This window comes from Acidovorax sp. SRI_002 (assembly GCF_057586455.1).
The window spans coordinates 858,170-872,627 of sequence record NZ_JBYCZW010000001.1; the positions used below are offsets into that span (position 1 = coordinate 858,170).

The following is a 14,458-nucleotide window of genomic DNA, read 5'->3' on the forward strand; positions in this document are numbered from 1 at the left end:
GGGCGCTAGCGCTTGATTTACAAGCGCTAGCTGCTATCATTTTTATGTCTCACCCAGATCGATTTGCCACCCCCGGGGGCCTCAGCCGCAATACCGTGATCGTGGGCTCCGTCGTCGCACTGCATGTTGCGGGCCTCTGGGCCCTGCAATCGGGCCTGCTGCGCAAGGCCGCCGAAGTCATCGTGCCAGCAGAACTGCTGACCGAGTTCATCGCGCCCCCCGCTCCGCCCAAGGTCACCCCCCCGCCGCCAGCGCCACCCCCACCGCCCAAGCCCGCCCCCAAGGTGGCTCCGCGCCCCGCACCCATGCCAGTGGCCATTGCCGACCCCACCCCGGCGCCCAACGCCCCCACGGGCATCACCACACCCCAGCCACCTGCGCCGCCCATTGAGGCGCCCGTCGCCCCGCCTGCGCCTGCGCCAGCCCCCCCGGCTCCGCCCGCACCGCCCAAGATCGAACTGCCGTCGAGCGACGCCGCTTACCTGAACAACCCCAAGCCCAGCTACCCCGCCATCAGCAAACGCATGGGCGAACAGGGCAAGGTGGTGCTGCGCGTACTGATCGGCATCGACGGCACCCCGCAGAAGGTGGAAATCAACAAGTCCAGCGGCTTCGACCGCCTGGACCGGCAGGCCCAGGAGGCCGTCATGCGCTGGCGCTTCGTGCCCGGCAAACGCAACGGCGTGCCCGAGACCATGTGGAACCTGGTCCCTGTCAATTTCGTTCTCGAATAACCGCATTCACCACCAATCATCGCTTTAGGGAGTTTTCACATGGAATCGCAATTCGGCATCGCCAACGTCTGGATCCAGGGTGACTTTGTCACCCGCGCCGTCGCCATCCTGCTGCTGGCCATGTCGCTGGCCTCGTGGATCGTCATCCTCATCAAGGCGCTGGACATCATCAAGTTCAAGAAACACGCCCGCGCCGCCCAGGATTTTTGGCACAGCGAAGACTTTGCCGCCGGCCTGACCAAGCTGGGCGCCGACCCCACCAACCCCTTCCGCCACCTGGCGCTGGAAGGCCGCGAAGCCACCGCCCACCACCGCAACACCAAGGCCCACTTGCACGACAGCCTGGACGTGAGCGACTGGGTCACCCGCTGCCTGCGCAACTGCATTGACGAGTTCACTGCACGTCTGCAATCCGGCCTGGCCATCCTGGCCTCGGTGGGTTCCACCGCCCCGTTCATCGGCCTGTTCGGCACCGTCTGGGGCATCTACCACGCACTGCTGGCCATTGGCACCTCGGGCCAGTCCACCATCGACAAGGTGGCCGGCCCCATCGGCGAGGCGCTGATCATGACCGCCCTGGGCCTGGCCGTGGCCATCCCTGCCGTGCTGGGCTATAACGCGCTGGTGCGTGGCAACAAGTCCATCCTGGGCGGCCTCAACAGCTTTGCGCACGACCTGCATGCCTACTTTGTGACCGGCGCCCGCGTGAATGCGCCCGGCGAGCAAGGCAAGGTCCTGCCCATGAAGAAAGGTGGCTAAGCCATGGCCTTCGGAACCCAAGACGATGCCGATGACGTGATGAACGAGATCAACATGACGCCCCTCGTGGACGTCATGCTGGTGCTGCTCATCATCTTCATCATCACCGTGCCGGTGATGAAACACTCGGTGAACGTGGACCTGCCCCGCGCCACCAACCAGCCCGAGAACATCAAGCCCGAGACCGTGCGCCTGTCGGTGTCGGCCGATGGCAAGTACTTCTGGAACGAGTTCGAGGTCACGGAGGAAGAACTCTTCCCCCGCCTGCAGACCGAGGCCGCCAAGGAACCCCAGCCCGACCTGCACATCCGGGGCGACAAGAACGTGCGCTACGAGTTCGTGGCCCAGGCCATGGCCGCAGCGCAGCGGGCCGGCGTGCGCAAGATTGGGTTCGTGACCGAGCCCCAGTCCTGAGTGGGTCGGGCTTTACAGGCGCAGTGAATCCATTTCGCCCGAATCAGCACCGCCTGCAGGTCACTTTCAAGAACGTTTTTACGCCTGTGCCCGGTGCAGCAACGCTGCCCGGGCACAGGCGTTGAAGGCCCTCAGAACCTGTTCAAAGTCTTTTCAGGGTCGCACAGGCCATAAAAAACAACAAAAAGAAACACCAAACCCGCTTGACTCGTAATTGCGAATCGTTATCATTAACAAAACGCACTGCAACGCAACAGGAATACTCTTCATGCAAGCCACACTGACCGCCGCCTCGCTCCTGCGTACTGCCCCTTCAGACCTGCCCGTGCCACACACGGATCGGGACACGCCCCACCCTGCCGACGCAGTGGCTGGCGCCGTGGACAGCAGTGCCCTGCTTCAGGGTCAGAAAGCGGTAGCGATCAGCCACAACGGCTCGGTATATCGCCTGCAGGCCACCAAGCTGGGCAAGCTCATCCTCACCAAGTAATTGCACCAGGAACCAAGTTTCATCGTGGGGCGACTCCCGGGCTTGCAACAAGCTCGAAAGGGTCGTTTTTGCCAGCCAACGGGTTCGCCCGCGTAGCCAGGCTTTTTTTCTCCCCAGCTCTCCTCGCCCCAGGATTCATCGAACCCCATAAAAAAACCGGCCAGTGGCCGGTTTTTTTATGGGAGATGCAGGTCTGCCCTGAAGGTTTAAAGCTTTTTTGGTTGCTAGCGCTTGATGGAAAAGCGCCAGCAGCTATTATTTTTATAGCAATCTCCAGCAACCCGCGGGTATCAAAGCCCCAGCGCTGCAATCCCGGCGCGGGCAATCTGCGCATCTTCCGTGGACTTCACACCGCTCACGCCCACGGCGCCCAGGCACTGGCCGTCCTTGAGGATCGGCACGCCGCCTTCGAGCAGGCCGTCGATGGTGGGGGCGCTCAGGAAGGATGTGCGGCCACCGTTGATCACGTCCTCGTACACCTTGCTCTCACGGCGCCCCAAAGCGGCCGTGCGCGCTTTGGACGGGGCGATGTGGGACGACACCGCTGCGGCGCCATCCAGGCGCTGCAGCCACAGCAGATGGCCGCCGTCATCGACGATGGCGATGGTCACTGCCCAGTTGTTCTTGAGGGCTTCGGCTTCGGCCGCTGCGGCGACGGCCTTGACGTCGGCCAGTTCGAGTTCGTGTTTGGTTTTCATGGTGCGATCCGAGAAATGGAAAAGTAGAGAAACAGAGAGATGAAATGGAGGCTGTGCGGCTGCCAACGGGCCAGCCCGGCACAAGAAGCGGCAAGCATAGCGGCATCCCAACCGCCCTTCACCCCCAACCAGGGTGAAAGAACCCTTACCAAAAGTAGGTGACCGGATGCGGGTATTGCAGGGCCAAAAACCATCACCACCTAAAATTTCTCATGTCTGCGTTGTGCAGGCCAACAAGGAGAGACACAAGATGAATGACCAAGTCACCACCCTGGGCCACTCTGCGGGCTATGGCATCTCGCAGGAAGAGCGCCACAAGGTGCTTCGCAATACTTACTGGCTGCTCGCACTGAGCATGATCCCCACGGTGCTCGGCGCTTGGGTGGGCGTTGCCACAGGCATCACCCAGTCGCTGCGCGGCGGCGTGGGCCTGATCGTGTTCCTGGGCGGCGCGTTCGCTTTCATGTTCGCGATCGAAAAGACCAAGCGCTCGGCCGCTGGCGTGCCTGTGCTGCTCGCCTTCACGTTCTTCATGGGCCTCATGCTCTCGCGCCTGATCGGCATGGTACTGGGCTTCAAGAACGGTACCGACCTCATCATGACGGCGTTTGCCGGCACCGCTGGCGTGTTCTTCGTGATGGCCAGCCTCGCCAGCGTGATCAAGCGCGATCTGTCGGGCATGGGCAAGTGGCTGATGGTGGGCGCTCTGGTGCTCATGGTCGGCGCTGTCATCAACGTGTTCGTGGGCTCCTCGGTCGGCATGATGGCGATCTCGGTGGCGGCCATCGGCATCTTCAGCGCCTACATGCTGTATGACTTGAAGCAGATCCTGGACGGCGGCGAAACCAACTACATCAGCGCTACTCTGGCGCTGTATCTGGACATCTTCAACGTGTTCCAGAGCCTGCTGGCCCTGCTGGGCATCATGGGCGGGGAGCGCGAGTAACCCGCGCACCTGCAAGCAGGTGATTTGCCTCAAAGGCTCCTTCGGGAGCCTTTTTTCTTGCGGCTTTGCACAGCCCGGGGCTCAATAGCGCGCACGGCGTGCCGATAATGCAAGTACATGTATCGCAAACCTTCCTCCACCGCACTACGGCTGCTGGCTCTTTCCAGCATCCTGCTGCTGACTGCCTGCGACAAGATTCCCGGCCTGGGCCCGGATCCGCGCGTCGCCCAGCGCGAGGAGGAAGCCAAGGCCATCGGCGGCGCCTGCCGCCACGCGCTGCGGGGCCTGGAAGACTGCTACACCTTGAACCCCAAGGCCCCCAAGGCCTCGGTGTTTGCCGGGTGGAAGGACATGGACGCCTACATGCGCGAAAACAAGATCGAAGGCGCACCGTCAGTGCTCGGCAAGGTCGAGAAACCCGAGCGCACCGAACGATCCAGCGACATCGAAACCGAGCCACGCGACCCGGCTGCCAGCCGCAATCGCAGCTAGCCCGTCCCGCATCGACACCTGAGGACGCAGGGAGCACCGTCGTCGGCCTCCCCCCCCTTCGCTCAGTCGCGCTCGAACACCGCCATGCTCTCAACGTGTGCCGTGTGCGGGAACATGTTCACCATGCCCGCTGCCGTGCACCGGTAGCCTGCCAGGTGCACCAGCAGCCCGGCGTCCCGCGCCAGTGTGGCGGGGTTGCAGCTCACGTAGACGATGCGTTTCGGCGGGGTCCAGCCCTCCGCCCCGTTTGGCAGCGGGCCCGCGCCTTCGGCGCCGATGCGCGCCTGCTCGATGTCGGCAAGGGCCTTGGCCAGGGCAAACGCCCCTTCGCGGGGTGGGTCCACCAGCCATTTGTCGGCAGATCCGTCGGCCACCAGCATTTCCGGGGTCATCGCGAACAGGTTGCGCGCTACAAAATCCGTAGCTGCTAGCGCTTTATGGTCAGGCGCCACGGCCTGATTCAATGCATAGTTTTCGCGCGAACGGGCTACCAGGGCCTCGCTACCTTCGATGCCCAGCACCTCGCGCGCCTGTGTGGCCAGTGGGAGCGTGAAATTGCCCAAACCGCAAAACCAGTCGATCACGCGTTCGTGCGGCTGCACATCCAGCAGGCGCAGCGCACGCGACACCAGCACGCGGTTGATGTGCGGGTTCACCTGGGTGAAGTCGGTGGGCTTGAACGGCATGGTGATGCCAAAGTCCGGCAGCGCATATGACAGCAGCTCGCCCCCTTCGTCCAGCAGCTTCACCGTGTCGGGCCCCTTGGGCTGCAGCCACCATTGCACGTGGTGTTCGGCCGCAAAGGCGCGCAACCGGGCGAGGTCATCCGCACTCAGCGGCTCCAGGTGCCGCAGCACCAACGCGGTTACGGTGTCGCCGCAGGCCAGTTCGATCTGGGGGCAGGTGTCGCGCGCATCCATGCCGGCAATCAGCGCGCGCAAGGGCATCAGCATGGCGTCCACATGGGGGGGCAGCACGGGGCACTGCTGCATGTCGGCCACATAGCGGCTCTTGCGCTCATGGAAACCGATCAGCACCTGGCCCTTCTTGATCACATGGCGCACCGACAAACGGGCGCGGTAGCGATAACCCCAGGACGGGCCTTCGATGGGCCGCAGCATGGTCTGGGCCTTGACCTTGCCCAGGTGCCAGAGGTTGTCTTCGAGCACGCGCTGCTTGACGGCAACCTGGGCGCCCACGTGCAGGTGCTGCATCTTGCAGCCACCGCAGGCACCGGCGTGCAGGCCAAAGTGCTGGCAGCCGGGGCGCACACGCTGCGACGATTCGCGGTGAATCGCCACCAGGCTGGCCTGCTCCCAGTTGTTCTTTTTGCGGTGGGTGTTGGCGGTGACCAGCTCGAACGGCAGGGCACCGTCGATGAAGATCACCTTGCCGTCGGGCTTGCGGGCAACGCCCTGGGCATCCAGGTCCATGGACTGCACTTGCAGCCAGCCTTCGGGCAAGTCGCTCTGGGAATCCTGCGCGGTGGGTTCAAACGAGGGGGATAGTTCTTTCGGTTCGCTCATCCCCCGATTGTCTCAGGCCCGGGACAGCCCCCGCACGGGCCGCTGAACCGGGCGCTCAGCTGCGGTCTGCACGGGCGGGACGACCGCCCATGCCCATGGAACCCGTAGCCCCTTGAGCAGACGCCAGGGGCAGCTTGTTGATGGGGAGGTCGCAGTTGTGGTTGTCAGGCGAGAACACCAGTGTGGAGCCCGGGGCAACCTGTGGCAGGGTCTGGTGGATCTGGTAGGACAGGTCCACCGGTGGCTGGGGGGCGCGGTACACGATGTCCTGGTCGGGGCCGTAAACCACGTAGCACGAGGCTGCAGCCGACTGGCTGAAAAAGGCCGCCGCCAGCAGGGCAGCAGCAGCGTATGGAAAGCGGATCATGGTTCTTCTCCTCAATCTGACAGGTCTGCCGGGCATTATGCGGGCTTTGGCAGGCAACGCCAATGTGGCCGCTGGAGGCTGCGGCGCGGCATCACGAACCCCGTGGCATTCACCGCAGATGCAGATGGTTGGTGTGCTTGACCTCTTCCATCACCGCATAGGTCCGCGTCTCGCGCACGCCGGGCAGTTGCCACAGCACGTTGCCCGCAAACAAGCGGTAGGCATTCATGTCGGCGGATCGCGTCTTGAGCAGGTAGTCGAACCCGCCCGCCACCATGTGGCATTCCATGATTTCGGGGTGCACCTGCACGGCGGCCTTGAACTGGTCGAACACATTGGGCGTGGTGCGGTCCAGCAGCACCTCCACAAACACCAGCATGCCCGCGCCCAGCTTCAGGGGGTTCAGGCGCGCCTCGTAGCCGAGGATGAAGCCATCCCGCGTGAGGCGCTGCACGCGCGCCAGCACGGCCGTGGGCGACAGAGCCACCGCCTCGGCCAGCTTGAGGTTGGCAATGCGGCCGTCTTCCTGCAGGATTGACAGGATCTTGCGGTCAATCCGGTCGAGATCGGGTTCTGCTTGCATCTTGATTAGCGATTAATTCGGTGTAGAAGCCAATTTTCGACCATTTATTCACCACCAACCCAAGGATCATCGCCAATAACGCGCCCCACCAACACTTTCCCCCGTGTTGGGCCCCGCCAAACCCCTGAAAGACTCCGTCATGACGCAGCCCTCCGCCCCGTTTGCAGACTTCGCGCCCCGCACGCCGCTCTCCAACCCGCTGCGCGCAGCCATCACCGCCGCTACCCGCCGCCCCGAGCCCGAAGCACTGGCCCCACTCCTGGCCCAGGCCCGCCTGCCTGCCGATCAAGCAGCGTCGGCCCAGCAACTGGCCCTGCGCATTGCCAAGGCACTGCGCGAACGCAAGGCCAGCGCCGGGCGCGCGGGCATCGTGCAGGGGCTGCTGCAGGAGTTTTCGCTGTCGTCGCAAGAAGGCGTGGCGCTGATGTGCCTGGCCGAGGCCCTGCTGCGCATCCCCGACAAGGCCACACGCGATGCGCTGATCCGCGACAAGATCAGCCACGGCCAGTGGGATGCCCACCTGGGCAAGAGCCCGTCGCTGTTCGTCAACGCCGCCACCTGGGGCCTGCTCATCACCGGCAAGCTGGTGGCCACGCACAGCGAAGGCAGCCTGGGCAACTCGCTCAGCCGCCTGATCGGCAAGGGCGGCGAGCCCCTGATCCGCAAGGGCGTGGACATGGCCATGCGCATGATGGGCGAGCAGTTTGTGACCGGCGAAACCATCGACGAAGCGCTGCGCAACGCCCGCACGATGGAAGCCGAGGGCTTTCGCTATTCGTACGACATGCTGGGCGAGGCTGCGCTGACCAGCGCGGACGCGCAGCGCTACTACGCCTCGTACGAGCAAGCCATCCACGCCATTGGCAAGGCCTCTGCCGGGCGCGGCATCTATGAAGGGCCGGGCATCTCCATCAAGCTCTCGGCCCTGCACCCGCGCTACAGCCGCGCACAGTTTGGCCGTGTGATGGATGAGCTGTACCCGCTGGTGTTGCGCCTGACCGCGCTGGCCAAGCAGTACGACATTGGCCTGAACATCGACGCCGAAGAAACCGACCGCCTGGAGCTGTCGCTGGACCTGCTGGAGCGCCTGTGCCACGAGCCCACGCTGGCGGGCTGGAACGGCATTGGCTTCGTCATCCAGGCCTACCAAAAGCGCTGCCCCTTCGTCATCGACTATGTGGTTCAACTCGCCCGCAGCACCCAGCGCCGGCTGATGGTGCGCCTGGTGAAGGGCGCGTACTGGGACAGCGAAATCAAGCGCGCCCAGGTTGATGGGCTGGAGGACTACCCCGTCTACACCCGCAAGGTGCACACCGACATTTCTTACATCGCCTGCGCACGCAAGCTGCTGGCCGCGCCCGAAGCCGTGTACCCCCAGTTCGCCACCCACAACGCCGAGACGGTGGCCACCATCTACCAACTGGCGGGCAGCAACTACTACGCCGGGCAGTACGAGTTCCAGTGCCTGCACGGCATGGGCGAGCCGCTGTATGAGCAGGTGGTGGGGGCCATCACCGCCGGTAAATTGGGCCGCCCGTGCCGCATCTACGCCCCAGTGGGCACGCACGAAACCCTGCTGGCCTACCTGGTTCGCCGCCTGCTGGAAAACGGCGCCAACACCTCGTTTGTGAACCGCATTGCTGACGAAACGATTGCACTGAATGAGTTGGTACGCAGCCCCGTGCAGGTCGTAGACCAGCAAGCTGCGGCAGAAGGCACTGCGGGCTTGCCCCACCCCCGCATTGCCACGCCCCAGGGCCTGTATGGCGCGCATCGCACCAACTCGCGCGGGCTGGATCTGTCGAACGAAAACACGCTGACCGAGCTGGCCACCACCCTGCAAGCCACGGCAAGCCACGCCTGGACGGCAGCGCCCCTGCTGGCTACTGACTTGCCCGCAGGCCCCACCCAGCCCGTGCGCAACCCCGCCGACCACAGCGATGTGGTGGGCCAGGTGCAAGAAGCCACAACAGCCGACGTAGACCAGGCTCTGGCCCACGCCCAGGCAGCAGCAGCCCCCTGGGCCGCCACACCACCCGCCGAGCGTGCTGCCGCGCTGCTGCGCACCGCCGACCTGCTCGAAGCCCGCATGCAGCCCCTGCTGGGCCTGCTGATGCGCGAAGCGGGCAAAAGCGCCAGCAACGCCGTGGCCGAGGTGCGCGAGGCCGTGGACTTCCTGCGCTACTACGCGGCCCAGGTGCAAAGCACCTTCGACAACACCACCCATATCCCGCTCGGCCCCGTGGCCTGCATCAGCCCCTGGAACTTCCCGCTCGCCATCTTCATGGGCCAGGTGGCGGCCGCGCTGGCCGCTGGCAACCCCGTGCTGGCCAAGCCGGCAGAGCAAACCCCGCTGATCGCCGCCGAGGCCGTGCGCCTGCTGTGGCAAGCCGGTGTGCCCCGTGCGGCGGTGCAACTGCTGCCCGGCCAGGGTGAGACCGTGGGCGCGCGCCTGATCGGTGACGCCCGCGTGATGGGCGTTATGTTCACTGGCTCCACCGAAGTGGCGCGCATACTGCAACGCACCGTGGCCGGGCGGCTGGACGCTGCAGGCCGTCCCATCCCGCTGATTGCCGAAACCGGCGGGCAGAACGCGATGATCGTGGACTCGTCCGCCTTGGTCGAGCAGGTGGTGGGCGATGCGGTGTCGTCCGCCTTTGACAGCGCAGGACAGCGCTGCTCGGCGCTGCGCGTGTTGTGCGTGCAGGAAGATGCCGCGGACCGCGTGGTGGAGATGCTGCAAGGTGCCATGGGTGAACTGCGCGTGGGCAACCCTGGCGAGCTGCGCGTGGACGTGGGCCCGGTGATCGACGCCGAAGCACAAGCGGGCATCACCCAACACATCGAGAACTTCAAGGCCCAAGGCCATCGGGTGTTCCAGCACCCGCAGCACCTTGCGACCGCGACCAGCCAAGGCACTTTTGTGCCCCCCACGCTGATCGAGCTGAACCACATCGGCGAGCTGCAACGCGAAGTCTTCGGCCCTGTGCTGCACCTGGTGCGTTACGCCCGCAACGACCTGGACCAGTTGCTCGACCAGATCAACGCCACCGGCTACGGCCTGACGCAAGGCGTGCACACCCGCATCGACGAAACCATCGCCCGCGTGGTCAACCGCGCCCATGCTGGCAACGTGTACGTCAACCGCAACATGGTGGGCGCCGTGGTGGGCGTGCAGCCCTTTGGCGGCGAGGGCCTGTCGGGCACGGGGCCCAAGGCAGGCGGGCCGCTGTACCTGCTGCGCCTGCTGTCGCAGCGCCCGGCCGATGTGCTGGCGCGCACCTTTGCCGACGCCGACCGCGCTACGCCGCCCGAAGAGGCAGTGCGCGAACGCCTGCTGGCGCCTCTGGCCACCTTGCAGCAATGGGCGCAGATCCAGGGCAATGCAGCCCTGGCCAACACCTGCCAACAGTTTGCCCAGCAAACCCAAAGCGGCACCGCCCGCACCCTGCCCGGCCCCACGGGCGAGCGCAACGTCTACACCCTGGCCCCCCGTGCCCGGGTGCTGTGCCTGGCGCGAAGTGTGGATGACCTGCTGGTACAGACTGCGGCTGTGCTCGCCACCGGTGGCACGGCCCTGTGGCCCAGCGCCCAGGCCCACCTGCGCACGCCATTGCCCACGCTGGTGCAGGCGCAGATCCAGTTGCAGGACAACACGCTGAACGACGGCACGCTGGTGCTGGATGCCGTGCTGCACCACGGCGACGCCCCCTCGCTGCGAGCCGTGTGCACCGCCCTCGCCCGCCGCTCGGGGCCTATCGTGGGCGTGACGGCACTGCAGCCCGGTGCCACGGACATCCCGCTGGAGCGCCTGCTGATCGAGCGCGCGCTGAGCGTGAACACAGCCGCAGCTGGCGGCAACGCGAGCCTGATGACCATTGGATGAGGGCCCAGCATCGGGCCATCATCCAACCTGGAGAAATTTGAATAAAATTGGCTGCTAGCGCTTATTCATCAAGCGTTAGTAGCTATTAATTTAATAGCACTCAAGATACCGATGCGAGCGGCAGATTGAGCAACAGGTTCTGCGGCTTGATGCGCACCACGCCCTCGGCGTTGGTCGCCAGCCCCAGGTACACCGGCTTGCCCGCCACATCGGCACGCATCTCGGCCGGGTTGGCAAAGGTCAGCGTGAACAGGCTCACCAGCCGCGCCATGCGCTCGCCATCCACCGGCCGATCCTGGTACAGGTCGTTGAGGATGGCGGTGGACTCCACATCCAGCCCCACATGCCAGCGCCACGCGCTGTCGGCGACCTGGTGCACAGGCTCGATCTGCACTTGCACGCCCAGCAAGTGGCCGACCCAGCGCTCCAGCACCCGCGCCAGCGCCTTCAGGCCAGAACGGGCGCGGGTCATCTTGAAGGTCAGGCCATGGCTCAGGTCCTGCGTCAGCTCATGGGTCAGGTCGAGCAGAAAGTGGTGGCGGTCGCTCTCCTGCCAATATTGCGCCGCATTGTCGGCCGACAGCACCTTGACCTGCGCCGTGGGCTGCAGTGCACCGCTTTGCAGCAGCAAGCGGCCCACCTCGCCCAGGCCCGCGGTCTCGTTGAGCATGTCGAGCGTCGCCCGGTCGCCTGCCAGCATTTGCCCGTCTTGCAAGGTGATGCGCTGCGACCGAAACAGCATTTCGGCAGCGCGTGCTTCGAAGGCGTCGTTGCAGTTGTCGAGCAGGTTGCGCAGCAGGGCCTGCACCACGGCGTCAATGAACACGGCGGGCACGTTCACCATCCCACTGCGCATGAGCTGCAAGTAGTACGCCTCCAGCGTGCCGGCGGCCAGCAGGCCATCGCGAAAACGCAGGAACACGGTGTAGTTTTCACGGGCGTCGTCGTCCTGCACCGCTGCCAGTTCGGCCGACAAAACCGCCCGTGCAGGCGATAACGCCAGAGATTCGTGCAGGGCGATCTCGGCGGCGCAGGACTCTGGCACCAGCGCCAGTTCAGGCCGGGCAAGCAGCCACTGCAGGTATTCATCGGAAGGCACCAGCCAGCCGCGCGCATCCCGGGCCAGCGCCTGAAAGCCACATCCGGGCCAGAAATCAGCAGCTGGCGTCATGCGAAGGACCTCTGCCCCAGGAAGAAGAACGTTGTGGCGGCGCGGTGGGAAGCGTCAAGGGTCGGACCATGGAAGACGGGAGGTGAATGCTGGGGTGAATGTGGGTGGGCAACAAGTGGCTTCACGGGAAGTTGCGACGCGGCGTTGACACAGTCCGTGAGTGTAGTTGTCGCACTCCTCACGCCTTACGCTGTGTGCGAACCCCTCTCGCTACCCATACCGCCCCATGTACACAAAGGGGGCCACCTCCTCTCGAAAAGCACCGTTTTTCCGCTGCTTACCCCGGGATTGGCCTGATCGAATTCAGGGACTATCAAGGCAACGTCCACAGAACCCCCATCGGCCGGGTGATCCACCCGATGCCACGCCATGGACTGCCAGACCACCCGAGGAGTCGCAACATGCTCGATATTTCACAAGCCACCAACATGCTGACGTCCCTGGGCGTCGCCAGTTCCATGGCGGCCAAGGCGGCAGAGCGCACGGCCCAGAACCACGCGGGCGCGGACCCTGTCACCTTTCTCAAAGAACTGCAGACCACGCTGGAACAACTGTCTGCCGAGGCTGCACAAGGAAAAGCGACTGGCACCGGCACCGCAGGGGGCACCACGGTGGCCGCACAAACCAAACCCTACCAATCCACCGCCGCCCTCTACAGCACCAAAGATGCGGCGGACACCGGGACCACCGAGGCCGCAGTCAAGGCGCCCTTCAGCAACCTGGAAGAATTCCGCGCCTGGGAGCGTGGTCTGGGCGATACGTTTGCCGAAGACTACGAAGTGCCGGACTATGTGCGGATGACAGCGATGTCTTTGAGCGGAGGCGACCAGGAGGTGGTTGGCCGCTACATGTTCTTCAAGAACCACCCCGAGTTTGCGGCGGACTACGAAGCCATTCGCAGCGGCAAACTGTCGCAATTCCCAACGGATGGCTCGACACTCGTCAAAAGCGACCTGACCGCAATGCCGTCGGAGACCGCCTCGTTCTACAAGAAGAACCCCGACATGCTGCTGGCGGCCGAAGGGTTCAACATGGACCCGACACTCGCCAAGATGCGCACGGACGGGACCGTCGCAACGCCCGAGGGCGTGAACCCCTCTGAATGGCTGATGAGCAATAAATGGACGGCTGATGGGGTAGTCCCCCAAGACAACCGCTTGGTTCTGGCCCAAGCGCCCTACATCGGTCTGGACGGCAAAGGTGCCGACACCTACCGGCTGACCACTTACGACTCGGCCACAAACAGCATCATCAACTTCGACGGAACCGCCTACGACCCTGTCACCGGTGAAGCCAGGGCCTGACCGCAGCCTGGCCTGGGGTTTGCCGTCTTCCCAGGGCGGGGAAGACGTGGTCCGCCATGATCTTCCTAAATGAGCCGTTTCAACCAGGGGGTACGGTGGAACACCAGCGCCACCACCAGCGCGCCACCAAACACCACAGCAGCCACAAGCGGCACCGTGAGCAGCGGCGCGTGGTCCTCAGGCTTGAAACCGTATTCCCTGAACGATTCCAGCAAAATCGGGTGCACCAGATAGACGCCCAGCGTTAACGGAGCAACCCTCTGAACGCACTGCGCCCATCCCTCCGCCAACGTGCATTGTTTGAGCATCAGCATCAAGCTGATCGACATGGGGATGACGGAAAAGCTCAGGTAGCCATAGAAATACAGTCCCCTGTCCAGCCCCTGCGCGCGGCCCAGCCAGTAGCAGCCCACTGCGGTGACCGCGACAGCCAACCCAAAGACCGCCATCAACACAGCCAGGGGGATTTTCCTGTTACTGGTCTGGATCAGGTAGCCGCAGAGGAAATACGGCAGGTACGGCAGAAACCAGTTGATGAAAAGGCCCGCCCCATCGCCAGAAAAGACGCGGGAAAACTCGTTCACGCCAGACAGCACAAACATCAAGGCCACAAGCCACCACAGATCGCGCCGGCTTGTGTTGCGCACCAGCGTCCTCAGGAAGGGAACGAACAGGTACAGGCACAGGATCATGTACAGGAACCACAGGTGGTAGTGAGGCCACCCTCTGGCAACGCTGTGCAAGACATCCATCGCGCGCAGCTCGGCCAGGGCACCCCGGTGGTTCCAAAGAATGTAGACAGCACTCCAGAAAGCAATTGGCAGCAGGACCCGTGCCGCCCGCTTTCGGTAGAACTCGGCCACGCCCTCGGTCTTGCGCGGGTCGAGCAACAACGCGCCGCTCACCATCACAAACACCGGCACACACCAGCGCACGAGGGCGTCGTACAGATTGCCGTACCACCAACCAGGGGAACCCAGCGCCGCCACGGTGACCACGCTGCCGACCACGTGCAGGACCACCACGGCCATGATCGAGACGACCCTCGCTGCATCAAGCCAGATCATTGTTTCTAGGTCTTTGGCGTG

At 64.3% G+C, this 14,458-nt stretch carries 14 protein-coding genes; 8 read left to right on the forward strand and 6 right to left on the reverse strand.

The window, feature by feature from the left end; translation table 11 throughout:
* The first annotated feature begins 44 nt into the window (after nt 1–44).
* From AC2YJX_RS03865 to hemP, 4 genes are all read left to right on the forward strand, one after another.
* Entirely contained in the window at nt 45–734 is a 690-nt protein-coding gene (locus AC2YJX_RS03865) for an energy transducer TonB (RefSeq protein ID WP_121420470.1), read from the forward strand.
* 39 nt (nt 735–773) lie between these two features.
* The gene (locus AC2YJX_RS03870; protein ID WP_055398135.1) at nt 774–1,493 is read left to right on the forward strand and encodes a MotA/TolQ/ExbB proton channel family protein; all 720 of its coding nucleotides are present in this window, start codon (nt 774–776) and stop codon (nt 1,491–1,493) included.
* Between the two features lie 3 nt (nt 1,494–1,496).
* Nucleotides 1,497–1,907: an ExbD/TolR family protein gene (locus AC2YJX_RS03875; protein ID WP_055398136.1), complete on the forward strand. Its 411-nt coding sequence runs from the start codon at nt 1,497–1,499 to the stop codon at nt 1,905–1,907.
* 268 nt (nt 1,908–2,175) lie between these two features.
* A complete protein-coding gene (hemP, locus tag AC2YJX_RS03880; RefSeq protein ID WP_431149572.1) occupies nt 2,176–2,397 on the forward strand; it encodes a hemin uptake protein HemP in 222 nt (73 codons plus the stop codon).
* A gap of 290 nt (nt 2,398–2,687) precedes the next feature.
* Here the strand turns inward: hemP and AC2YJX_RS03885 are convergent, their stop codons facing one another.
* On the reverse strand, nt 2,688–3,095 hold the full coding sequence (locus AC2YJX_RS03885; RefSeq protein WP_121420472.1) for a GlcG/HbpS family heme-binding protein: 408 nt from the start codon (nt 3,093–3,095) through the stop codon (nt 2,688–2,690).
* A 250-nt stretch (nt 3,096–3,345) separates the two neighbouring features.
* Here AC2YJX_RS03885 and AC2YJX_RS03890 point away from each other — a divergent pair, with 250 nt between their 5' ends.
* On the forward strand, nt 3,346–4,041 hold the full coding sequence (locus tag AC2YJX_RS03890) for a Bax inhibitor-1/YccA family protein (protein WP_055398139.1): 696 nt from the start codon (nt 3,346–3,348) through the stop codon (nt 4,039–4,041).
* A gap of 117 nt (nt 4,042–4,158) precedes the next feature.
* Nucleotides 4,159–4,533 (forward strand): hypothetical protein, encoded by a 375-nt coding sequence (locus AC2YJX_RS03895; RefSeq protein WP_055398140.1) that lies wholly within the window; start codon nt 4,159–4,161, stop codon nt 4,531–4,533.
* A 62-nt stretch (nt 4,534–4,595) separates the two neighbouring features.
* On the opposite strand, the gene rlmD is transcribed toward AC2YJX_RS03895, so the two are convergent.
* The 3 genes from rlmD to AC2YJX_RS03910 form a co-directional block, all read right to left on the reverse strand.
* The gene (rlmD, locus tag AC2YJX_RS03900; RefSeq protein WP_487255311.1) at nt 4,596–6,059 is read right to left on the reverse strand and encodes a 23S rRNA (uracil(1939)-C(5))-methyltransferase RlmD; all 1,464 of its coding nucleotides are present in this window, start codon (nt 6,057–6,059) and stop codon (nt 4,596–4,598) included.
* A gap of 55 nt (nt 6,060–6,114) precedes the next feature.
* Nucleotides 6,115–6,426, reverse strand: coding sequence for a hypothetical protein (locus AC2YJX_RS03905; RefSeq protein ID WP_228897911.1), 312 nt, complete (start codon nt 6,424–6,426; stop codon nt 6,115–6,117).
* A 109-nt stretch (nt 6,427–6,535) separates the two neighbouring features.
* Nucleotides 6,536–7,009: an Lrp/AsnC ligand binding domain-containing protein gene (locus AC2YJX_RS03910; protein WP_228897906.1), complete on the reverse strand. Its 474-nt coding sequence runs from the start codon at nt 7,007–7,009 to the stop codon at nt 6,536–6,538.
* Between the two features lie 139 nt (nt 7,010–7,148).
* Between AC2YJX_RS03910 and putA the strand changes: the two genes are divergently transcribed.
* Nucleotides 7,149–10,895 carry a trifunctional transcriptional regulator/proline dehydrogenase/L-glutamate gamma-semialdehyde dehydrogenase gene (gene putA, locus AC2YJX_RS03915; RefSeq protein ID WP_487255312.1) on the forward strand — a complete coding sequence of 1,249 codons (3,747 nt, stop codon included), beginning with the start codon at nt 7,149–7,151 and terminating at the stop codon, nt 10,893–10,895.
* 100 nt (nt 10,896–10,995) lie between these two features.
* Here the strand turns inward: putA and AC2YJX_RS03920 are convergent, their stop codons facing one another.
* Nucleotides 10,996–12,066 (reverse strand): DUF6352 family protein, encoded by a 1,071-nt coding sequence (locus AC2YJX_RS03920; RefSeq protein ID WP_487255313.1) that lies wholly within the window; start codon nt 12,064–12,066, stop codon nt 10,996–10,998.
* A gap of 401 nt (nt 12,067–12,467) precedes the next feature.
* Between AC2YJX_RS03920 and AC2YJX_RS03925 the strand changes: the two genes are divergently transcribed.
* Entirely contained in the window at nt 12,468–13,370 is a 903-nt protein-coding gene (locus AC2YJX_RS03925; protein ID WP_487255314.1) for a hypothetical protein, read from the forward strand.
* Nucleotides 13,371–13,435: 65 nt separating this feature from the next.
* Here the strand turns inward: AC2YJX_RS03925 and AC2YJX_RS03930 are convergent, their stop codons facing one another.
* On the reverse strand, nt 13,436–14,437 hold the full coding sequence (locus AC2YJX_RS03930; protein ID WP_487255315.1) for an acyltransferase: 1,002 nt from the start codon (nt 14,435–14,437) through the stop codon (nt 13,436–13,438).
* Nucleotides 14,438–14,458: the final 21 nt, after the last annotated feature.